Genomic DNA, 21,650 nt, shown 5'->3' on the forward strand with positions numbered 1-21,650 from the left:
AGTTGGTCGTCTACTATCAGCTTCGATAAACTGACAACAGACAACCAACAGCAGATAACTAAAAAACCTATTCCTTGCTGGTCAAGTCGCGCTCGATAGCGTGCAGAAATACGCGGTCAATACCTTCTTCAACGGTGGGCAGAATATGCAGTACTGATTCAAGCTTGCTGATTGTGATAAGCTTCATCACGTGGTCTTGCAGGCCCGTTAGTACCAGCAAGCCACCAGTAGAGTTGCACAAGCGGTTGGCAATCAGGATAGAGCTAAGCCCGGAGGAATCGGTGTACTTCACGTTGCCCAGATCCAGGATAAGGTTGTTGATGCCTTCCGCGTTCAGCTTGACAAACTCCGATTTTAGGTCCGGGGCCACCGTGGTGTCCAGCTTCTTCTCATCAATAGTGATGATGGTGTAAGTTTCCTTTTTATCGATGGAGTACTTCATACGGACGTGAGGGACGGGTTAAAGGGAATTGCGAAGGTAACAAAAATTCAGTTGGCGTGAAATGAGCGAGTCCCGGATAAGGAATACTCGGACGCAGACAAAAGTAAGTGTACAGAATGGTTTAATCAGGCGTAGAAAAGCGGAATAAGTACTCTGTTTTATTGTTCTGCTTATTCAAAACATACACTAAGCTACGAGAAATACTGATCAAATTTAAGTACTAATCCCAAGAGTATTAAAGGCGCTTCTGGGGGCAAATCCAAAAGTGAGCGTGGCCCAGGTGCTTTGCCAATCGGCTGTTTTCCGGTCGGTGGTGGGCACCATATGCACAGCGCTAAGCATATAGCTGCCCGGCGCCGACAAGTGAAACAGTACTCGACCACTTTGGTTGGTGTATAATTTGGTTCGGCGGGTAATTGTTTGATCGGGTGCGCCTCGTTGCCACACCTGCACCAGCGCCCGGCGTAGCGGCTTGCCTTCATACAATACCCGCACCGTGAGAGCGGCGCCGGTTTTCAGCGCATAAGGATTTTGCTCCGGAATCAATTCCAGTGCCTGCCCGCTGGCTCGGGCAAACGTGCTGTCGTAAGTGGTAATTGGTCCGGCCACAAGAAGCGTTTTGGCGCAGCGCCGGTATAGTTCGCGGCCGGGCTTGGTGGTTTCGCCACGTTGGCGGCGCAGGGCTATGGTATTATCGAGGCCAGCCTCTTGCAAGTAAGCAGTGAATTTATCGTCTGCCAGCTCCACAAATGAATTAGTGGTGGTAAGCGCTAGCAGGTGCATACCTGGCGTTGGGAAAGTAATGGCCGTTTGCAGCGTGTCGGCGCTGGTAGCGGCTGCGGTCAAATCAACGGAGTCGGTGGCGGTGTAATGATACAGACTGGCGAGGCGGGCGCTTTTACCAGCCCACCGCTCACCTACAAAATTATCACCTTTAAAAAGGTGCAGATTCTGCTGGCTGCCAGCTAGTACAAAGAAGCGCGGTGGCAGCAGCCAGAACTCACCAGCCAAGCCCGCCACTGACCATGCTAGTAGGGGCAGGAGCATCAGTAATTTTTGAGGAAAGCGCACCAAATAAGTAAGATAAATTGTGGATGTGGTTGATTATTAGGGTTTAATGAAAAATTAATATAAACAATTTTTCCATTCGTCAGTAGTAGTTTCACAATGCTTGTTTAACTTTTTACTAAAAACCTTTAACAGATGAGAGCGAACACTTTATTTCATTCACTTCCCTCATGGCGGGCATTGCGGTTACTCGCCGTTGGTGTACTAGTTGGGCTGGGTGCTACCGGCTGCGACGACGATGAAGTAGATGTGCCGCCGGTTACCCAGCAAAATATCGTGCAGGTGGCCCAAGGCAATGCCGACTTCAGTGTTCTGGTAGCTGCCGTCACCAAGGCTGATCTGGCCACGACGCTAAGCGGGACCGGACCCTTTACTGTGTTTGCTCCCAACAATGCAGCTTTTGCCAAATTAGCCGGCGGTCCCCTTGACGCCTTTAGCTCGGCAGCCAAAATTAATGCCGTAACGGATGCAAACCAGATTGCTGCCCTGCGTGGCGTATTGCTCTATCACGTACTAGGGGCCAACGTAACGGCCGGCGATATTGCTGCCGGAGCTAGCACCAGTACCACGGCGCGGCCGGCGAGTGCTCCGGGCGTCAATGACAACTCCATCTACCTGACCAAAGCTGGCAACAACGTCTTTATAAATGGCGGCACCAGAGTAGTAACAGCCGATATAGATGCCAGCAACGGCACTATCCACGCTATTGATAACGTACTGCTGCCCCCCAGCCAGACAATTGCCGGCATCGTGCAAAGCAGCGCAACTGCTAGCCCAGCCCAGTTTACGTTGTTGTTACAGGCCCTATCGCGGCCCGCAGCCCAGGCCCTGCTAACGACCGCCGCCGCCAACACTTCCAATATCACCGTATTTGCACCCACCGACGCTGCTTTTCAAGCAGCCTTGACAGCGCTGAACCTGCAAAATGTAAATCAGATACCTGATGCCACGCTGGTAGGTATTTTGCAAAAGCATATTATCGGTACGGGCCGGGTATTCTCGTCCGATCTGGCACCGGGCAACGTGCCTACGCTTAATGGTAATGTGACTATTGCTGCGGCTGGCAACGGCTTTACCGTGCGCGGAGGCTCCGGCACTGCTGCCAACATTACTGCCGCTAATATTCTGGCTACCAATGGCGTAGTGCACGTCATCGATCAGGTGCTGCTGCCCTAACGCTAAACCAGTAGCCCACGCAGCCAAAAAAGCCCCCAGATATGTGTCTGGGGGGCTTTTTTGGCTGCGTGGGCTACTGGTTTCTACCTTCTTTCCAGCGCCAGAGAGTAGGCGCGGTCGTAGTGTTCACGCAGGTTTTTCCAGTCGAACAATTCGGAGGAGCTTTCTACCTTATTGCGCTGCATAATTCGCTCGCGCCGATTCAAAAGCACAAAGTTCCAGAGCATGTTGGTGAGCTCTTCGGCCGCTTCGTCGAAGGTTTTTTCCTGGCGCTGCACCACATAAATACCTTTGTCTTCGTGGTCGGGCACGTTTTGCATCACGTAGTCGCCAAAGCCGGATAAGTCGCTGGTAATGGCTGGTACGCCACGGGCTACGCACTCCAGCGGCGTATAGCCCCAGGGCTCGTAGTAGGAGGGGAAAATACCCAGGTGGCAGCCGCGCACAAACTGCCCGTATTCCATGCCAAACAAAGGCGACGTAGGCGAAACAAAATCGGGGTGGTACACAATTTTTACGCGGTCGTGCTGATTGTTAACCAGGTTGGAGCGCCGCAGGAAATTTAAAATGTCATCCTTCGCGTCGTCTACCAGGTTGTGGGTGATAACGGAAGGCAGCTGCGTGGTTTTCCAGCTTTGCAGCGTGCGGCGGTAGCGCAGACGCCAGTAGTCGTCCACCATATCCGACAGATTGGGCAAGCGATGATCGGTGCTGGCGGCGGCGGCATACACAAGACGCTCGCCTACCTGCCGCTCAATGGCCGCGCAGGTTTCGCGCACTTCATCCAGCACCGCCCGGCTTTGCAGCACCAGTGGGTTGATGCTGGTGAAGGGCCGCTTCGTGATGAAGAACATCACCACCTGGCCTTCCATGCCGCTTTGCTGCAAGCGGTAGTTCAGACGCGCCAGCGCTTCCAGCGTTATATCGAAGCCTTTGTTGTGATACTCGTAGCGGCCCGAGGTAAACATGTACAGCGTATTATCCAGATCGAAGGCGTAGCTCTGGAAAAAGTGCGCCATTACAAAGTCATGGATTTTGGCCTTGTACTGCTGGTGCAGATTCTGGAATTCGTGCAGGGCCACGAAGCGCTCGATATTGAGGCCGTTGGGCAATACCGCGTCCGGAATTCTATCCAGTAAATAAATGCACTCGCGCACCGTCAGCTCGCTCACGGTGGTAAATACATGGGAGCCGTGGGCGGCCGCGCGTTCTATCCGTACGGCCGTTTCAATATTAAAATGGCGCGATTCGGCATCCCAATCGACCTGCATGAGGTGGTCGTAGAAGTTGGGGTCGTTCATGGCCAGATAGCGGCCCAGCAGCGTGGCGTGCGTGGTAAACACAAGGTGAACAGGTACTTGCTCACGGCGCAACACCGGAATAGCTACGCCCGTCATCCACTCATGAAAATGAGCCACCACGCGCTGGGGCGGTACCACTTCGGAAGTCAGAATTTGCAGAAAAATGGTAGCCAGATGCCCAAAGGCTTCTACCTGGTGCAGCAGATCGTCGTGGTCGGGGGTGGGAATGCCGTGGTGCTGCCAGAGGTCGGCTTTGATGCTGCCGAGGCGGTCGTACACCTGAAAAGGATTGATGAGAACCACCCGCGGCCGGCCCGTTACCAGCCAGGTGCCGTACTGCACATCGTAGCCCATGAGGCGCATCTGGCGCACGGCCCCGGCAAAAGGATCCGTCAGCAAGGTTAGCTCATGATCTTCGATGGGCTCAAACTCGCCCTGCGCCTGCTGCGGAAAATAAGGTCCTAACAAGCAGTAACGGTCGCCCCAGCCCTGTACGGTGGCGGGCACTTTGGAGCGAATAACGGTATAAATGCCCCCACCTGATTGCAGACTTCCCACGCGACTTCAACGAGCAGTGCATCGGGGCAATGATTTCGGGGGCTGAGGCGGGTGGCTGCATACGGAAAGGGTTTTTAGGAGGTCGTAGGGCTGGCAAGATAGACGGGCTGACGGATTTTCCGGCAGACGGGCACATGTAAACACGCAAAAGAGCGCAGAACAGGTAACTGGCTCTGCGCTCTTCTGTAAGATTCGATTTACGACTTTTATTGCGAGATAATCAAGACTGAATACGGTGCCAGCCCAAAACAGGCGTGAAAAGGCATCGCGTCATACTCGCCTTCCGTAGCCTCGGCGCCGAAGCTTTCGAAGTTGCCAAACTCGTGGTCGTAGCCTTCCCAGTCGCTATTAAAGCGCACATGCCACTGGCCAGCAGCAGGCAGCCCAATGCAGTACGCCTCGTGGGTGGTGTCGGCGAAGTTGGCCAAAATGATGGTTTCATCGCCGGGGCCGCCTTGGTCCCAGCGGCGGAAGGCAATGAGCTTGGCTTCGTTGTTCAGATGAAAAACCTCTGTATGCTGACCTGAAAGGCCGCGCGTAATGCCAGAGAAATTGCGGCGCAGGCTGATCAGGTCGCGGTAGAGGTGAATCAAGCCGCTATGTTTTTCGGCGTGATTCCAGTTAAGGGGCTGATCGTCGGAGAAAAAGCCGTCGGCCAGCATTGCCTGCCCTTGAAACAGCATCGGAATACCGGGGGAGGTGAGCACGAGCGCGGCGCCTAGCGTAGCGCGTTTTTTGGGATACCAATGATGGGCCGCGCCGGGCATAATTTCCTCCGGCACCCGCGACTTGCCGTTGGCCACTTCGTCGTGCGACTCGGTGTAGATAACCCGCTGAAAGGCATCGCCATTATAGGTTTGCATGATGGCGGCGGCTACGGCCGGCATGTCGCGGTCGGCGTCGTGCTGAGTTGTCAGGGCTTCGCGAACGGGATACACGAAGGCGGCATCCCACTGGGTAGAAAAGCCCTGGCCCTCCTGATCGGTGGGGCGGGTGATGTACTCATTACCTAATAGATCTTCCGCAATCGTGATTTTCCAGGGCATACACGCCCGAATCTCCTCATTGATCCAGCGCATCAGGTCCCAGCCTTCGGGTAAGTCGGTGGAGGGGTCGGTGCTGCCGTGCACGTTGCGAATGTGGGAGATAGAGTCGGCCCGCAGGCCATCGACCCGAAACTCTTCCAGCCACATCAGGGCATTGTCGCGGATGTACTGGCGCACTTGTGGGCGGCCGTAGTCGGGGCGGTTATGGCCCCAGGGCGTTTCGGCCCGCCAGTCGTTGTAGAAATAAATGCCGCCGCCGTCGTTTTCCTGCCAGCCGTCGAACTGCCACAGGTCGAGGTCGCCGGGGCCGAAGTGATTATAAACGACGTCCAGAATAACAGCTATTCCGTGCCGGTGAGCCTCTTTTATAAGTTGCTTGAACGCGTTGGCCCCACCATAGTCGGTTTCGATGGCGAAGGGATGCGACGGATTGTAGCCCCAGCTCCGGCTGCCCGGAAACTCCGTGGGGGGCATTATTTCGATGGCATTGATGCCCAGCTCCCGCAGATAATCCAGCTTCTCGATAACGTTGTAGAAGGTGCCGGGCTTATCCGGATCGGGGGCGTTGAAGGTGCCCACATGAATCTCGTAGATAACGAGCGTGTTCCAGGGGGCATTTCAAAGTGGTCATCTTCCCAGTCGAAGTCGTGGTTGGGCACCACGGAGTTGCCGGCCGAGTGCGTGACCTCGCGGGCGTAGGGGTCGTTTTTGCTTAGCTCCTGCCCGTTGTTGCAGAGCAGAAACCGGTACTCATCGCCGGGCTTCGCGCCGGCAACATCGGTAGCCCAATAGCCGTCGGCCTCGGGTTGAAGCGGGTGGCTTTTGCTGGACCAGTCGTTGAAGGTGCCAATTACGTTAACTTCCTCGGCATGAGGTGCCCATACGCGAAAGGTGGTGCCAGTGGAGTGTGGAATAGCGCCCATACCCAGCTGTAAGGTAGGGCGGTGGGGGTAGGGTGAGTTGGCATTTAGGGGTAGTAAAACACGGAGCCGTCGCTACGAAAACCGGACGGTAGATCGTGTTAAACTGACGAGGTTAGTATTTGGTTGTCTGAGGCGCAGCCGGCCCCCGTCAGAGCACTACAATAGCCGTGAAATTTGCCGTGCTTAGTGGCTATAAATCCTGCTTTCCCGCCTACCACGACCGGCCTCTGGCCCATGCCACAGAGAAAGGCAGGAAATAGTGTGCCGTGGCAGCCCAAGAGAAAAGTGGCGACAGCACGGGAAGTAGTGGGCATTGCGGAATAAATTGCCGGCGTTTCGTGTTCTCAAATTTGCCCCCCAGCCATGCCCAACCTATCGGCGGGCGGCTGGTTGTTGAATTTTTGTATCTATCTCGCTTTCATGGCTCGACCTAAACCTGTTCGTTACGGCTTATACCCCTGGACTCCCGATTATGGCCTGCGCTACATCCATCCGGCCAACCGCCGCACCTTCGAGTGGCTGGAGCCAATGGGTAAGTTATTTGAGAAAATTGATGAAACTGACGACTGGATTTTGATTCGCTACGACGAGCAGCAGTTCAAAGTCAGTGGCGAACTGTTCACGGAGCTAAGCGAAAAACCCGTGTTCAGCTTCGGCGACTTAGTAGAAGAAATAAACCCCGAGCCGGGCCGGGCGCCGCACCGTGGCCTCATCTCCGATGTGTATTGGGACGAAAGCAGCGACCGGCCCCGATTTCAAATTGTGGAGAAAAAGCGCAAAATAAAGCGGGTGTTTGAGCCCGAGGAATTGCGCAGCGTGTAGCGTTATTTGAAGTCAGTTTCACGAAAAAAGCCCCCCAGACGACTATCTGGGGGCTTTTTTCGTGAAAGAATTATTGTAAACCGATTATAATACCGGTGACCACAGCCAGTGCGCCCAGCACTAGTAGCCCTAGGTATAAGGGCAGCACAAACTTCCACCACGCATCAAACCGCACGCCGCAGGCCGCCACAATAGCCATGAGGGCGCCATTGGTGGGAGTGATCAGTTCGCAGAGGCCAGCGCCGTATTGATACGCCAGCACCGTAACCTGGCGCGACAAACCGAGCAAATCGGAGAGGGGCGTGAGAATGGGCATAGTGAGCACCGCTTGGCCGCTCACACTGGGCACGGGCAAATGCAGGGCCGTATGAACCGCCATCATACCCAGGGCCGACAGTGTAACCGGCAGCCCCGCCAGTGGTGCCGACATCGCCTGCACAATTGTATCCACTATCTGGCCCTGCTCTAGCACCACAAAAATGGCGCGCGCAAAACCAATCAGCAGGGCCGAAAAAGCCAAGTCGCGGAAGCCGGCAATAAAGCTTTCAGCTGTGCCCGTTAGGCCCAGGCCACCAACTAAGCCGGCCGTTACGCCCAGCACGAAAAACAACGCGCCCATCTGCTCGAACTCCCAGCCCAGATTCAGGACGCCGTAGGTAAATGCGGCAAACGTGAGCAGGAGCAACAGCAGCACCAGCCCATGGCGGCCCACGCCGCCCGTAGCTTCGGTTTCGGCTTCTGCAAGTTCAGGGGCTATGCGGTGGCGGGTAGCGTAGCGCATGGTGCCGCCAATCCAGAGAGCCAAGGCGGCGGCCAGAAAAATCAGCCGGAAGCCCGCCCCGGATAGTAGGGGCAGCTGCGCCAACTTTTGAGCAATGCCTACTTGAAAAGGATTAATCGGGCTAAAGGCTGCGCCCACGGCTGCCGCCCCCAGGCTCACCGCCGCAGCCGTAAGCACCGGATAACCCAGGCGCCGCATAAGTACCAGTAGCACGGGCACCAGCGGAATGATTTCCTCCTGCATATTCTCCAGCGCGCCCATCGTGGCGAAAAGCAAGGAGATAAGCGGAATAACAAGCGCCTCACGCCCTCGAAAGCGCACCAACAGCCAGTCGACACCCCGCCGCAGCGCGCCCGTATGGTCGACTACGGTGAAAGCGCCGCCCGTCAGAAAAACGAAAAAGATAACGCTGGCCGCTTCCTGCATACCTCGCGGAATACTAACCACGGCCTCCAGCAGACTGACCGGCGACGGTGCCACCCGGTGATAGGAGCCAGGAATGACTACTTCGCGGCCAGTGGCTGCATCGGCGCGGCGCTCAAATACGCCGGCGGGCAGCACGTAGCTGAGCAGTGTGGCCAGCACAATAAACCCAACTAGAAGAACCAGCGGGTGCGGGAAGCGAAAGGTGTTCATGATGTGGAATAAGGAATGCTGTACTGTCAGCAAACATCCACGAAAAAACGCATTCCCCACTAATCAGCCTTAAAACTAAGTGGCCGCAGACTGTGGCAGCCAGAGCAAACCAGAGGCGTAAATACGTGTCGGGTCAACCCGATAAATCAGGCGGAGATACTGGCGTAGTGCTCATCGATGGACTTGTCCATGGCTTCGCGAAAAGTCACTAGCAGCTTATTGCGCTCGGTATCGGGCATACTCTGCAAGGCTTGCTCAAAAGTAGTACGGTAGACGTGCACCATAAATTCGGCGCCGTGACTAGAGAGGAATCCATCATGTATACTCTTGAATACCACTTTCTCAGCGGAAGAAATAGTAAGCGAAAGAGCCAGCCATTCCTTCGCATTGTTGGCTAGGCTGAGGCGTAAGTCTTCATTCATAAGCGTATTGATAAAAAAGGAAAACGGAAGTGATACTGTTTGAAGACTGCAGAAAAGCTAAAGTCTAGACCTGCCTAGTGGCCCCTGGTACCTAACAAGAACCAGGCTCGGGAGGCTCCGCTGACCAGTTTACCTGCCGCAGCAACACGCGGAATTCTGCTTCGGACGCTACGCGGCCCTGAAAGCTATAGAGCATCTGGCCATCGACTACTTCCAGCAAAGTGATTTCATCGTCTTCGTAGAGCACAACGGTTTCTTGTCCGCAGGCGCTGGGGCGGCTATACCGCATTTGGCGGGGCGGCGAGCGGAATTGCACGAAGCCCAATGCTTGCAGTAACTCCGCAGATGGTTGATAAAAAACAGACATGTGAAATGGCCCCCGATGAAAGCGCCAAGCAACTACGCTGAGCGGTAAGCTGTAACGCATAATAAGATAAAAGGCAAAATACCAAACAGTTGCCTTTAATTAAGAACGGGAATGGATTGCAGCTACTTGGCAGGCCAAGGCTTTTTCGCCTGTTCTAAAAACAGAAGTCTAAGCACGCCACCTGTTCAATCCTTTCTTGTGCTTAGAATATGACAACACAAAGAATGGTCCAGCTTAGCCGAACTTCTAACAGCGTCAGTAGCTATTCTAGTCTTTAAAGCGAATAGCTTGTAAAAAGCTGTCTGCCAAGTGATTATTTATAACAAATAAATAATTGCATAAGCTATATAGCGCGTCACCAAGAAGTGAACAAATTGGCGCAGCAAATATTGCTTTGCCCAGCGACTTAAGGCTCAACTTGCTCCCAGATTTGCCCCCCAGCGAGGTAATCGTGGGTAATCAGGGCTTGCCCCCGGCAGCTGGTGCAGGCTCGGCGGGCAGCATAGAAGCGGCATCGAGGGGGCGGTGGGAGCCAAAGAAAAGCCGGTAGAAGCCCAGCATCTTGCGTTTTTCAAGTACAAAAAAGAGCAGCGTACAGAAAACGGTCGTGAAAATAATTACGGCAAAGGTGATGGTTTGAATAGTGGGGCCGCTGGGCAAACCCCGCTGGGCAGGCAGCGTGGCCAGTACGGCCGCCCCCAAACCCTTGGGAATCATGATGCTCATGAAGGACATGTCGAACAGCGGGGTTTTGGTGTCGGCGGAAGCCAGCACGACCGGGATGCGCACCAGAAAAAGCAGCAGCGTAATAGCGGCCCCCAGCCCAATCAGGTAGGCGTTGTCGAGTACAATGGACATGCCCACATACACGAAGAAAAACGTGCGCAGCAGAAATACCATCTCGGAGAAAAAGTCTTTCTCAACTGCGGTCAGCTCGATGTGGCGACTGGGCAGATAGGGATAGAGCAGGCGCGGGCGCAGCAGCGTAACGTTGCCCAAGGTGATGCTGAAAAACAGTACCGCAATTGGGCCGCTGAAATCAAGCTGCTCCACCAATCCGTACACGATAAAGACGAAAGCTGGCGTGGAAAAGCGCGTTTTGAGAAGCGTGGGTACTTTATTCAGTAGTATTGACCACAGGTAGCCGGAGGCCACGCCCGCCACTACAGCCAGCACCAGCGAGGTGAAAATGTGCCCAAACATGGAGCCCAGACTAAACGAAGCACCGGTGTAAAGGCTGATCAGCGAGATAGGAATGGCCAGCGTGTACACGTCGCTGAAGGCCGACTCCATGACCAGGGTGGTAGAAGTTTGGTCCTGAATATCCACCTTACGGGCTAGGGTGGTTACCACCGCCGAGGAAGTGCCCCCCAGAATGCTGCCCAGAATAACGGAGCTGAGAAAGTCGAGGCCCGCGAACATCTGGGCCATGGCCGCCACCAGCATGGTGGTCACAATGAAGTTGAGGGTGGTGAGGGTAACGGTACCCCGCAACGCCGATTTCAGCTGCTCAAAACGTACCTCCAGCCCACTCTCAAACAGAATAAATACTAGTACGATGTTGGTAAAAACCCTGCCCGCCTGCCCGAACGAAGCCGGATCGATGAGGTGAAATACGGGGCCTATTAGTATTCCCACCAGTAGCAAGCCCACCACATCAGGAATACGGGTCCGGTCGAACATCTCGGCCAAGTAATGGCCGAGGAAGATCAGGAAACCGATAAAAATAATGAGGATGGGAGTTGTCATGCTAAAGTTAGTTACCCCCAAATCAGCTCAGATGCACTAGTGCAGCCCGAGCGAAGTATCCGGTTTGGGCAGTACGTGTGAAGTAAGACTGGTAGTTGTCTTTGGCAACGTACTAATTTTGGGGCCTGGGGGGCAAATTTAGCGACGCAACGCTTAAAGCAGCCCGCTGAAGTACTCTCCTGGAACCCCCGCTGCGGCATCGTCCGTTGAGGCATTACACTTTATGCAACTTACCGCCTTCAAACTGCTACCCATGGGCCATCAGGCCGTCTTGCTGCGGCAAGGGGGGCATTTCCTGGCCGAGCGTCAGCAAGATAGCTTTAGCCTGCAACTTTATGCGTTCGGCGATTTTTACGCCGAAGTGTGGCGCGTGCAGGACGAAGAGCGCATCCTGTTCATTCATCTATTTCAGCACCCGGCAGGGCTGGCTGCTTATTTGGAAAGAATTCGACTGCCCGAAGTATAAAAAAGCCCCCCAGCGGCCACCATACAAAAAAGCGCAGCCACTGGCTGCGCTTTTTGCATTAAAAAAGATGGTTCGTGTCCGGGCTATTGAATCACCAGCTTCTGGGAAGAGGACCGGCCTGCTACCTCAAACTTGGTGATATACATGCCCTTGGGTAGTGCACCCAGGTTCTGGGTCAGCGACAGACGTTGCGTGCCTTTGGTGCGGAATACTTCGCGGCCGCTCAAATCAGATACCACCACGCTGATGGGCTGATTTTCCTCCGCTAATACGTTGAAGGTCACCTGGCCTGTGGATGGGTTAGGATATACGCTGGCTTCGGTGCCAGCGGGCAGACCAGCGCGCGTGCTGCCCACCTTCGCATCGGCGGCGGCTACTGCGGTCAGCGATTCGCTTCTCACGCGGTTTCCCAGCTCTTCGAATGCTACATCAGCCTGCACGAAGCCGTAGCCGGTTTTGAGGTCGAAGCCAGTATCGAAAACGCCAGGAGTCAGCGGGTTATCCATATCAAGCGCCGAGTCAATCAGACGCTTTTTGATTTGGATGGGGGGCAAATTGCCGACTACGCCGCCCAGCATAAGCGCACCCACCGCCGCTACGTGCGGCGCGGCGGCCGATGTACCAAAGAAGTTGGGGAAAACATCTGCATCAATCGGAGTGTCAGCGCCGAAGAACGTGGTGTTGGCGCCGTCGGGGCCGGTTACTTCAGGCTTCTCATACACCTGTGGCTTTTTCAGCTCTACACCATCCTCAAAATAAATCGGCGTGCCACCCAAAGACGAAAAACCATTGATGATCGGACGCGGTGTATTGGGGTTAAACTGCGGTGTGTTGAAATAAGCCGAAGCGCCCACAGCAATAACCTTTTCCGCGTTGGCGTGGCCGGCTATTGTAGAGCTCTGCGTGTCGTACTCCACAAAACGGGGAGTGCTGCCATAGTTGATGTACTTCAGCAGCTTGGGATCGGGACCAGCATATTTTACAATAACCAACTCCACAGTGAGCGGCTGGGTAGAATTGCTGGTAACGCCAATAATCTCAACTGGGTCGCCATTGGCAATGTTATCGGCGGCCGACGACCTGACGAGGGTTCCGTTGAGAAAGAGGTACATGTCCATATCGGTCTTGGCACCCGCTACGCCGTTAGCCGAGAAAAATGGATCAGTCCATTGCAGCGATATGGTCAGCGAGCCGCGGGGCGGAATAGTGATGCTCTGACGTACATCATTAGGACCAAAAGCATGGGCTGCACCTTCAATGCCCGGCACTGTGAGGCCCGAATTGGCGTAGGGAGCCTGATAAGATTGCTGGCCCTGATTGCCGGCAGATGAGAAGTATGAGGAGCCCCGATCTACCACTTCCTCGGCGGCCTGCGCGATAACACCATCCTCGAAGAACGGCTCAGCGAAGTAGACAACATCGTCTACAATCATGCGGCAGCCGGCTTCTTCAAGGCGTATGATGCCTTGGGCGAAGCTGGCCTGACCCAGAAAAGCGGTGTTAAAGGCGAGGTTGGCGCCGGGCGCTACATCGTGCACCAGCTCAGCCATACCGCGGCCTTCGTCGCTGCCGCCGCTGGGCAAATCTTCGAGTACCTGTACATTGGCTGGCAAGTCGCCACTGGCCACTCCGGCTGCGGCCCCATTCCGATTATTGTAGCTATCGGAAAGGATACCCACTTTCACACCCACCCCTGATACATTGTACTTCGCCCGTACCAAGTCCGACTTCAGTGATACGTCGCCCTGGCTGGTTACGGCACCTATGTTGCGGGCCGGCGTGTAAGCCGGGCGCACAAACCGCAGCGAGCTAACCGCTTCTAGGCCTTCCAGCTTAGCAATTGGGAATAGGCCCGAAACCATAACCCCATAGGAGGCACCGTTTTTCAGGCCCTGAGCTTGTAGTTCCTGTAATAGTCCACTTGCGTTGCCTTCAACTGAGGTAGCTTCTATAACAACATACCCATCAAAGATCTGAACATCGGGCGTTACAGAAATTCCTTCTACCTGGCTGATCACGGGAGCCGAGCGCTGCGCCCTTGCTGCCTGGTCTTCGGCCACCTTCACTAGATCGGTAGAAACCTTGGATTTCTTGTTTTTGGCTACGCCTAGGCCTCTTTCTGGGCTTTTGCCTTGAGCCAGTATTTGGGTCTCGCTAACTAATGCAAGGGCTAAGGAGCCGAGCAAAAGCTGCTTCAGGTAATGTTTTTTCATGCTGGAATAGTTAGGTAAGTGGATTAGAAAATAAGCGATGCCTTAAGGAGGAGCTTATATAATTATTGAAATGAAAAAATGTTATATATCATTTTTTAGTCTATAGGAGGTTTTTGCACAAATAAGTCGAGGCTCAACCTCAACCATTAGTTACTGCGCATGAAAGGCACTTTAGCCGCATATGGCTAGTGTGTCGAGTAGTAAAATTCCTGAGATTAATTTATTGCTGCACGTGTTGGGCTAGGCCTTGATGGCCTCTAAAAAGCCCCCACACCTACCTTCAGCTACCGCAGTAACTGACCATGCCACGGGAAGGCCCGAGGTCCAACGTCATAGTTATGGAGCCTGTGACTCAATAACTTTGCCCCCTGACCGCCGTACTCTGGAGTGCCCGGTAAGACCGACGTGCCTAGGGAGCCGGGGAGGCGTAAGTGCCGGAGTATTTGACGAAGCCAAAGTGTATGTGGATTGTATTTTCGTTGTTAGCGGCCGTGTCGGCGGCTGTGGTAGTTACCCTTTCCAAGGCCGGCATCAAGAATGTTGATTCCAGCCTGGCCTTCGCTATACAGTCGGTGCTGATTTTGCTGGTGGCTTGGAGCGTGGTTGCGTATCAGGGCAATCTGCCGGATGTATCGCGCATCGACCGACGCAGCATGACCTTTCTGGTAATAGCCGGCATCGTGACGTGCGTGTCGTCGCTGCTGTCGTTTCAGGCCCTTAAGCTTGGCGATGCCTCGCGCGCCTCGCCCCTCGACAAAGTGTCGCTGGTATTTTCTATAATTCTGGCCGTCGTTTTCCTGAAAGAAAAGATTAACTGGCAGGTAATTGTAGGGGCATTACTGATGGCTGCGGGCGCGCTCTTTATCGCGCTGGCCAAGCCCTCATCCAACTAAATTATGCGGCGGAATCAGGCCCGACTAAGACCGGCGCATGGGAATGTGCGGAATGCCGTCTTCCAGGTACATATCGCCGCACTGCACAAAGCCAAAACTGCTGTAAAATCTCTCTAAATACTGCTGCGCGCCAATCTTAATGGGCTGGGGGGCAAAATACTGCTCGCAGTGCGCAATTGCCTGCCGCATCAATTCCTGCCCGAGCCCAAAGCGCCGAAATTTAGGCGCGACAATTACCCGCCCAATACTGACTTCCTCGTAAGCTATGCCCGCGTCGAAAAGCCGGGCGTAGGCTGCTAATTTTCCGTCCGGCGTGTGCCCCAACAGGTGATACGCCGCCATATCCTGGCCATCGATATCCTGAAACGCACAGGCTTGCTCCACTACAAATACCTCGCTGCGGAGTTGCAGCAATTCGTACAGTTCGGTTAAGGATAAGTCGTTAAACTTCTTGCAGGTCCAGGATAATGTCATGTGTAGTATTGCTGCTTTTTGGGCCGGTTGGTGCTTATTTACGCTTGATTTTCTTTACTGATTCAGACAGGTCCTGGGCCGAATAAACCTTGCCGCGGGAGACAACCGCGTCTAGTTTTTTGATGTTGTTGATGTCAGCCAGCGGGTTCTGAGCCAGCAGTAGTAAGTCAGCATATTTCCCCGCCCCGATACTGCCCGACTGATCGGCTACGCCCATAAACGTAGCGCCGTTGATAGTGGCCGTGCGCAGGGCCTGCGCGGGAGTAAGTCCGGCCCGCACCAGCAGCTCCAGCTCACCCTGCAACGACGCGCCCGGATACACAAACGAGTTAAAAGGCCCGCTGTCGGAGCCGGCCAGAATGGTGACGCCAGCGGCCTGCATCTCCGGTATCATCGACATGAACTTGGCCGAGAGTTTTTTGCCAAATGCAACGGTTTCCTTGGGCTGCCGCTTCGCGTTGTTGTAGCGGCCCATGTAAGTAGCCTGAATCCTGGGGTCGATGTAGGCGAGCATGGTGTCGCGGGCGTGGTCCTGCTCGGTTATTTCGGCCAGCGTTTTCTGAATGAATAAGGTCGGCACCACTGCCGTTTTTCGCTCCGCCAAGGTTTTGAACATGGCGGCTGCCACCGTCGGGTCGTAGGTTTTGTAGATAGTGGGCAGCACCGCAAACAAGCCGAGCGGCTTGGGCGTCAGCAGGCTCTGCTTGACGGCGGCCGTTAGGCTGTCTTCGCGCGACGAACACCCTTTGAACACATAATACAGGTGCTCACTGGCATCGAGGCCACGCTCTGATGCCTCGCGCAGCGTGACGGTGTAAGGCATGTGGCCCGTGGTTTTGAGCCCGCGTTTTTCGGCTTCGGTAATAACGTTCAGGAAAGCTTCACCCGAGATTTTGCTTTCATAAATCTTGACGTAATCTACCCGCAGCTTCTGCAAGGAATCCAGCGCGACGGTTACCTGGGCGGGCGTTTCTACTGCCAGAGAGCCCGGCCATGTGCCGCCCGGACCATCAATCTTAGGACCCGAAGTGAAGATTCGGGGCCAGCCAGCTTGCCAGCGTTAATCTGCTCGCGCCAGGCATAAACGGCCGGTGTCAGGTCGCCGCCCGCGTCGCGTACGGTGGTGATTCCGTGCGCCATATACAGCGGCAGCAGGTTCTTGTTTGCTTCCGTCAGCGTGTCGCCGCCCCGAAAATGCACGTGCATATCCCACAAGCCAGGCATAAGGTATTTGCCGGTGCCATCCAGGCGTTGGGTAGCACGCTGGGGGCTTTTTCAGCGCTTTCTATCCGCTGAATCAGGCCGTTTGATACGACCACATTCTGATCGGGCTGCACGGTGCCGGTTATCACATCAATCACATTGACGTGGGTAATAACCAAATCAGCTTTATCTGACTTTACTGCGGCACATTGCGTCAGAAAAAAGGCAAGCGAAACGGCGGCGGTGCGGATAGATATTTTCATAAAATCAGAGACGCAGCGAGAAGTAGGAGGCTGAGATATTTCAGCCATAATTGGCTCCGCTAAAGTAGCGGAATTTGCCCCCAGTGCTTCCCGTCACCTCAATCTATTGCCTCTCACCCGAACGTCATGCAGAACGAAGTGAAGCATCTCGCGGGCTGATGTTGCCACACTAACTGTCCTGCTTGCTGTGGCATCCGCTGGTCAAAGCATCTCTACAATTTGCTATCAACCAACCAAACCCGCTCGTCATGCAGAGCACCGCGAAGCATCTCGCGTGTTTAGCTGGAGTAGTAACCCAGTGTCAGCACGCGAGATGCTTCGCGGTGCTCTGCATGACCGCCTTTTTGGGTAAGATTAGCCTTGGCAACGGCAGCACGCGGGATGCCTCGCGATGGGCTGCATGACCGTCTGGGGGGCATTTATTGGCTTTTTACTCCCGGGCTACCGGCTATTGGTGCGGTCAATAATATTCTGCACGTCCTTGGTCGATACTTTCTGTCCGGTTTCGGCGGCGCGGTAAATTGCGGCCATGAGCTGCACATCGCGCAGGCCCATTTCGCCGGGCACGCGGGTGGGTTTGTTGTTAAGAATACAATCGGCAAAGTTGTCCATTTGCAGAGCCTGCTGATTCACGTTCTGTATGTTCATCGGGCCCTTGCTGGTAGTGCCTTTGATGCCGCCGTAGCCAAAAGCCGGTGAGAGCTCAAACTTGCCTTTGGCCGCTTCGGCTTGTAGGCGGTTGGGTAGGCTTTCGGCGTAGCTGGTGCGGCAATCGGCCACGGAGCCATCGGCAAACTGGAACTGCCAGTTTACGCCCGCTTCCACTTCCTTAAACAAGCCATTATTGGGCTTAGGCGTAAATTTCGCCGTAACGGAGGCCGGAATCTGCCCTTTGGTGTACACCACGCCTTGCACGCAGTAAATACCTAAATCGACCAGCGGACCGCCGCCCGCTAGCTCCTTGTCCACACGCCAGGGCGTATCGTTGTTGAACACGTAGCCATTGTCGGCCACCAAGCGCTTGATCGGGCCGTAGATTTCCTTTTGACCCAAGCGCATCATTTCCATATTGTGGGGCTCGAAGTGCAGGCGGTAGCCGATGCTGAATTTCTTGCCCGCTTTTTTGGCGGCATCTATCATCTGCCGGCACTCGGTGGGCGTCATGGCCATCGGCTTTTCGCAGATCACGTGCTTGCCCGCCTGCAAGGCCCGGATCGTGTATTCGGCGTGCATAGCAATGGGCAGCACCACGTACACGATATCAATATCGGGGTTGTCAATGATGCGGTCGAACGACTTGTAGTCGTAGACGTTTTTGTCGGGGATATTATACTTGGCTTTCCACACCGGCACTTTCTCCGGCGAGCCCGTCACGATGCCGGCCAGGCGGCACAGCTTGGTTTCCTGCAAGGCCGGCGCCAGCTGCCCGGTGCTGTATTTGCCCAGTCCTACCAGTGCCACATTCAGCTGCTTGCCCGCCTGCCACGCCTCCAGGCTGGCCGGACCAAAGCTGCTTGCTTCCAGGCCGGTAAGTGAGCCAGCCAGCCCCGAAGTACCCAGCAAAATGCCCCCCAGACCCAGGGAGGCGTGGCGCAGAAAGTCGCGGCGCGAGGCGGAAGCGCTGGCAGAAGAAGAGGAGATATCGTCGTAGGTTTTCATAGCAGAGAGTTGGGGTATGGTAGCATTACCTCGCCAGCCAGCGCCGGGTTGCGCTAACAGGCTGGTAACAACGATGATCTTGTAAACAGAAAATTAAACTTGTAGGTAAGAAAGAAGTAACAAAAAGGGGCAGCTGACTGCGCAGCTGCCCCTCTGTGATGGATAGCAAATGATTGTTAGCGCAGGCGCTCGTTGTCGTCAAGTGGCCGGTCGATGATGCGGCTGCGCAAGGTGGTATTCGTCGCGACAGGCTGAGCTGCCGGAACCGTAGGATCTGGGTGAGGAAATGGGGCAGGGCCATGGGCCGACAGCGGAACGCCGCCGTGCTGCGCCACGTAGCGCCGGGCGTATTCAGAGGCATTTACCGCCCCGTGCTGATCGAGGAGCGCCTGCACCTGCTCGGCATCATGGCGGGTGCGCACATGAATGGTGAGCGTGGTGCCCCGGCGAGCGGCTTCCGAGTGGTCGCGCACATCGTGCTCGTGGCCCGTAAACACAGCCCGGAAGAAGTTGTGAAAAGCGTCGTTTTCAGGAAATTCGCCCGTGGGATTATCCTGGTTGACATCGGCCGCGGTCACGTCGATATACTCGCGGCCAATGCCATGACCGACAAGCGCGTGGAGAGCTTTATTCGCAACGTCGGCGTTTTCAAACACGCCAATTACAGTGTATGCCATGGCAGATCGGGGTTAGGGAGTGAGAATGGAGTAGGAAGATCGGGAATATTTGCTCCCATGGAAAGGAGTTTTTTCAACGGCGAATCCCTGCTATAGGTTGGGTTCGGGCAGGCGTCCGGCTCCGCGCTGCCGGGCTGCCGCACGCTTCATCCGGCTTATCCGACACTTCGGCAACCTTTCTTTTCATCGGGCTTAGCAGCCGACGACTTTTGGTCATCACTTCGCTGCTACCCTCATGAAACGCATCTTGCTTCTGCTGCTTCTGTTCCTGATTACGGCTGGCCACCTCGCGGCCCAAACGGCCCCCACCACGCTCAGCGGTACCGTCCGCGACCCAGGCGGACGGGGCTGCCCGGCGTCAACGTATTCCTGAAAACGACCTTCGATGGCGCCAGCACCGACTCCTTGGGGCACTTTCGCTTCCATACTCGGCAGGCTGGTACGCTGCCGCTGGTGGTTACGCTGCTCGGCTATCAGCCTCAGGAGCAGATGGTGAAACTCGACGGCAAACCTCAGCGTTTCATCTTCACGCTGAAAGAAGCCCGCAATCAGCTCGGGGCCGTAACCATTACTTCCGGCACGTTTGAAGCTGGCGGCGACAAGCGCAACACGGTCTTTTCATCCCGCGACGTGGTAACGACGGCCGGTGCCTCCGCCGACGTGGCGGGCGCGCTGAACACGATGCCTGGCACCACCCGCAACGGGGAAGAAGGCCGCCTTTTTGTGCGCGGCGGCGCGGCCGGCGAAACACGGCAATATCTGGATGGCGTGCCTTTGCAAAGCCCCTATAATGCCAGCGTATCCGGCGTGCCGGCCAGGGGGCGTTTTTCGCCGATGCTGTTCAAGGGCATGGCCTTTAGCACGGGCGGCTACTCGGCCGAGTATGGGCAGGCGCTGTCGGCAATTGTAGCCTTGCAGTCCGAAGATTTGGCCCCCGAAACCCAGACGGGTATTTCGCTGCTCTCGCTTGGGGCGCTGAGTTTGTCGCACCAGCAGCGCTACGAGCGCTCATCGGTGGCCGTGACGGGCGATTATATGAACATGCGACCCTACTTTGGAGTGGTGCCTCAGCGGCTACTCACGGCGTTTCAATCGTCGGGCGGTTCGGTGGCCTTGCGTCAGCGTACGGGGGCGGCGGGCATGGTGAAAGTTTATGGCGCGCTGAATCAGCAGCGCATGGGGGTGCGGCAGCCGGAGGCCGAATGGGAGGGAGGCCGGCCCGTGAACCTGGAGGCGAACAATGTGTACTTAAATACCACCTTTCGCAGTCCGTTGCGGCGGGGCTGGTCGGTGCAGACGGGCGCGGCGGCCACGCGCGATGTGCAAACGGCCCGCATTGCCGTCCGCGACACGCAAACCCACCAAGTAAGCGACCAGGCCCGCCGCGAGCTGGAGCAGTCGATAGTAGGCCGCATGGTGCTCACCAACGACTCGGCCAGCTCCTACTGGAATCTGAAGCTTGGGGTGGAAGGCTTGGTGCAACGCAACCAGCAGGGCTACGAATTTGCCCCCAGGATACTATGTTTCGCTTTTCGGAGCGGCGCTTGGCCACGTTTGCTGAGTCTGACGTTGCTTTCAGCAACAAGCTTGTGGGCCGGGTGGGCGGCCGCGCCGAATACTCCGGCGTGCTGCAGCGCTGGAATGCTGCCCCGCGCCTGGCGCTGGCGTATCAGGTAAATGAAAAAACGCAGCTTTCGGGGGCTTGGGGCTATTTCTACCAAACTCCCGCCAGCGACCTACTGATCAGGGCAGAGAATCGGGAGCGGCTGCGCTTCGAGCGGGCCCAGCACTTTCAGCTTACGTATCTGCGCAGCCACGATGACCGCACGCTGCGGGTAGAAGCCTACGCCAAAACCTACGCCCAGCTCGTGCGCTTCCGTGAAAATGCCCCCCAGAACCCGCTTACGCCCTTCGACCCAACTTCGTACCGCAGCACGGGCCGCGGCTACGCCAACGGAGTAGATATACTGTGGCGCGACCGTAAAACCCTCAAGAATGCCGACTACTGGGTGAGCTACGGCTTCCTAGATACGCGCCGGCAGCAGCGCCTCGACCCCGTGCTGGCCGTGCCCACCTTTGCCGCGCGGCACAACCTATCGGTAGTGGGCAAATATTGGCTGGCGAAGCTGCACACGCAGGTAGGCGCCACTTACACCTACAATAGCCCCCGCACCTTTCACAATCCGAATGAGGCTGGCGGCTACAACCAGGGCCGCTTGCCCAGCTTCCAAGATTTCAGCCTGAATGCCAGCTACCTCACCACGCTCTGGAAAAACCTGACGATCGTGCACGTGTCGTGCACCAATGTGCTGGGGCGGGAGAATGTATTTGGCTACCGCTACGCCGCTGCCCCCGATGCGAATGGCCTGTATTCCGGCACGGCCCTGCGACCATCGGCGCCGCGCATGGTGTTCGTGGCCTTGCTTATCTCCATCAACAAAAAGCGCCCGGCCGATATCGATACAGCGCCGGAGTAGCTAGCCTCATCCGCCCACTTCTGCACTTCATCCG

23 protein-coding genes are annotated in these 21,650 nt (G+C 55.7%); 7 read left to right on the plus strand and 16 right to left on the minus strand.

The window, feature by feature from the left end; translation table 11 throughout:
• Positions 1-67 precede the first annotated feature (67 nt).
• A complete protein-coding gene (locus H9L05_RS13095; RefSeq protein WP_084446661.1) occupies positions 68-442 on the minus strand; it encodes an STAS domain-containing protein in 375 nt (124 codons plus the stop codon).
• A 213-nt stretch (positions 443-655) separates the two neighbouring features.
• Complete coding sequence (locus tag H9L05_RS13100; protein ID WP_187731350.1) at positions 656-1,489, minus strand: DUF4198 domain-containing protein; 834 nt, start codon at positions 1,487-1,489, stop codon at positions 656-658.
• Positions 1,490-1,690: 201 nt separating this feature from the next.
• On the opposite strand from H9L05_RS13100, the gene H9L05_RS13105 reads away from it, so the two are divergent.
• The gene (locus H9L05_RS13105) at positions 1,691-2,686 is read left to right on the plus strand and encodes a fasciclin domain-containing protein (RefSeq protein WP_187731351.1); all 996 of its coding nucleotides are present in this window, start codon (positions 1,691-1,693) and stop codon (positions 2,684-2,686) included.
• Positions 2,687-2,769: 83 nt separating this feature from the next.
• On the opposite strand, the gene H9L05_RS13110 is transcribed toward H9L05_RS13105, so the two are convergent.
• The 3 genes from H9L05_RS13110 to H9L05_RS23725 form a co-directional block, all read right to left on the minus strand.
• Positions 2,770-4,545, minus strand: a complete 1,776-nt coding sequence (locus H9L05_RS13110) for a glycosyltransferase (protein WP_317174958.1) — start codon at positions 4,543-4,545, stop codon at positions 2,770-2,772.
• Positions 4,546-4,751: 206 nt separating this feature from the next.
• On the minus strand, positions 4,752-6,170 hold the full coding sequence (locus H9L05_RS13115) for an alpha-amylase family glycosyl hydrolase (RefSeq protein ID WP_223284418.1): 1,419 nt from the start codon (positions 6,168-6,170) through the stop codon (positions 4,752-4,754).
• Positions 6,065-6,514 (minus strand): hypothetical protein, encoded by a 450-nt coding sequence (locus H9L05_RS23725; RefSeq protein WP_223284419.1) that lies wholly within the window; start codon positions 6,512-6,514, stop codon positions 6,065-6,067. The genes H9L05_RS13115 and H9L05_RS23725 overlap by 106 nt, the downstream gene beginning before the upstream one ends.
• Before the next feature lie 420 nt (positions 6,515-6,934).
• Here H9L05_RS23725 and H9L05_RS13120 point away from each other — a divergent pair, with 420 nt between their 5' ends.
• Complete coding sequence (locus H9L05_RS13120; RefSeq protein ID WP_187731352.1) at positions 6,935-7,336, plus strand: DUF6960 family protein; 402 nt, start codon at positions 6,935-6,937, stop codon at positions 7,334-7,336.
• Positions 7,337-7,406: 70 nt separating this feature from the next.
• Here H9L05_RS13120 and H9L05_RS13125 read toward each other — a convergent pair whose 3' ends face one another.
• The 4 genes from H9L05_RS13125 to H9L05_RS13140 all read right to left on the minus strand — a co-directional run bounded on the left by H9L05_RS13125 (position 7,407) and on the right by H9L05_RS13140 (position 11,291).
• Positions 7,407-8,753, minus strand: a complete 1,347-nt coding sequence (locus tag H9L05_RS13125; RefSeq protein ID WP_187731353.1) for a YfcC family protein — start codon at positions 8,751-8,753, stop codon at positions 7,407-7,409.
• 146 nt (positions 8,754-8,899) lie between these two features.
• Positions 8,900-9,175 (minus strand): hypothetical protein, encoded by a 276-nt coding sequence (locus H9L05_RS13130; RefSeq protein WP_187308827.1) that lies wholly within the window; start codon positions 9,173-9,175, stop codon positions 8,900-8,902.
• A gap of 91 nt (positions 9,176-9,266) precedes the next feature.
• Positions 9,267-9,542 carry a hypothetical protein gene (locus H9L05_RS13135; protein WP_187731354.1) on the minus strand — a complete coding sequence of 92 codons (276 nt, stop codon included), beginning with the start codon at positions 9,540-9,542 and terminating at the stop codon, positions 9,267-9,269.
• A gap of 459 nt (positions 9,543-10,001) precedes the next feature.
• A complete protein-coding gene (locus H9L05_RS13140) occupies positions 10,002-11,291 on the minus strand; it encodes a cation:proton antiporter (protein ID WP_187731355.1) in 1,290 nt (429 codons plus the stop codon).
• 223 nt (positions 11,292-11,514) lie between these two features.
• On the opposite strand from H9L05_RS13140, the gene H9L05_RS13145 reads away from it, so the two are divergent.
• Positions 11,515-11,757, plus strand: a complete 243-nt coding sequence (locus H9L05_RS13145) for a hypothetical protein (protein WP_187308830.1) — start codon at positions 11,515-11,517, stop codon at positions 11,755-11,757.
• A gap of 83 nt (positions 11,758-11,840) precedes the next feature.
• Here the strand turns inward: H9L05_RS13145 and H9L05_RS13150 are convergent, their stop codons facing one another.
• Positions 11,841-13,970 carry a T9SS type A sorting domain-containing protein gene (locus H9L05_RS13150; RefSeq protein ID WP_187731356.1) on the minus strand — a complete coding sequence of 710 codons (2,130 nt, stop codon included), beginning with the start codon at positions 13,968-13,970 and terminating at the stop codon, positions 11,841-11,843.
• Between the two features lie 461 nt (positions 13,971-14,431).
• On the opposite strand from H9L05_RS13150, the gene H9L05_RS13155 reads away from it, so the two are divergent.
• Complete coding sequence (locus H9L05_RS13155) at positions 14,432-14,863, plus strand: EamA family transporter (protein WP_187731357.1); 432 nt, start codon at positions 14,432-14,434, stop codon at positions 14,861-14,863.
• Between the two features lie 24 nt (positions 14,864-14,887).
• Here H9L05_RS13155 and H9L05_RS13160 read toward each other — a convergent pair whose 3' ends face one another.
• From H9L05_RS13160 to H9L05_RS13185, 6 genes are all read right to left on the minus strand, one after another.
• Entirely contained in the window at positions 14,888-15,337 is a 450-nt protein-coding gene (locus H9L05_RS13160) for a GNAT family N-acetyltransferase (RefSeq protein ID WP_187731358.1), read from the minus strand.
• Between the two features lie 34 nt (positions 15,338-15,371).
• A complete protein-coding gene (locus tag H9L05_RS13165; RefSeq protein WP_187731359.1) occupies positions 15,372-16,274 on the minus strand; it encodes an amidohydrolase family protein in 903 nt (300 codons plus the stop codon).
• A 35-nt stretch (positions 16,275-16,309) separates the two neighbouring features.
• Positions 16,310-16,543 (minus strand): hypothetical protein, encoded by a 234-nt coding sequence (locus H9L05_RS13170; protein ID WP_187731360.1) that lies wholly within the window; start codon positions 16,541-16,543, stop codon positions 16,310-16,312.
• Entirely contained in the window at positions 16,510-16,803 is a 294-nt protein-coding gene (locus tag H9L05_RS13175; protein ID WP_187731361.1) for a hypothetical protein, read from the minus strand. The genes H9L05_RS13170 and H9L05_RS13175 overlap by 34 nt, the downstream gene beginning before the upstream one ends.
• Positions 16,804-17,244: 441 nt before the next feature.
• Positions 17,245-18,462 (minus strand): Gfo/Idh/MocA family protein, encoded by a 1,218-nt coding sequence (locus H9L05_RS13180; protein ID WP_187731362.1) that lies wholly within the window; start codon positions 18,460-18,462, stop codon positions 17,245-17,247.
• A 176-nt stretch (positions 18,463-18,638) separates the two neighbouring features.
• Positions 18,639-19,139: a hypothetical protein gene (locus tag H9L05_RS13185; RefSeq protein ID WP_187731363.1), complete on the minus strand. Its 501-nt coding sequence runs from the start codon at positions 19,137-19,139 to the stop codon at positions 18,639-18,641.
• Between the two features lie 235 nt (positions 19,140-19,374).
• Between H9L05_RS13185 and H9L05_RS23730 the strand changes: the two genes are divergently transcribed.
• From H9L05_RS23730 to H9L05_RS13195, 3 genes are read left to right on the plus strand one after another with little or no spacing between them, the layout of a single operon-like run.
• Positions 19,375-19,512 (plus strand): hypothetical protein, encoded by a 138-nt coding sequence (locus H9L05_RS23730; RefSeq protein WP_223284420.1) that lies wholly within the window; start codon positions 19,375-19,377, stop codon positions 19,510-19,512.
• The gene (locus tag H9L05_RS26890; protein ID WP_394368493.1) at positions 19,509-20,816 is read left to right on the plus strand and encodes a carboxypeptidase-like regulatory domain-containing protein; all 1,308 of its coding nucleotides are present in this window, start codon (positions 19,509-19,511) and stop codon (positions 20,814-20,816) included. The genes H9L05_RS23730 and H9L05_RS26890 overlap by 4 nt, the downstream gene beginning before the upstream one ends.
• Entirely contained in the window at positions 20,765-21,616 is an 852-nt protein-coding gene (locus H9L05_RS13195) for a TonB-dependent receptor (protein ID WP_394368428.1), read from the plus strand. The genes H9L05_RS26890 and H9L05_RS13195 overlap by 52 nt, the downstream gene beginning before the upstream one ends.
• Positions 21,617-21,650: the final 34 nt, after the last annotated feature.

This window comes from Hymenobacter qilianensis, assembly GCF_014489555.1.
In the GTDB taxonomy this organism is placed as follows: domain Bacteria; phylum Bacteroidota; class Bacteroidia; order Cytophagales; family Hymenobacteraceae; genus Hymenobacter; species Hymenobacter qilianensis.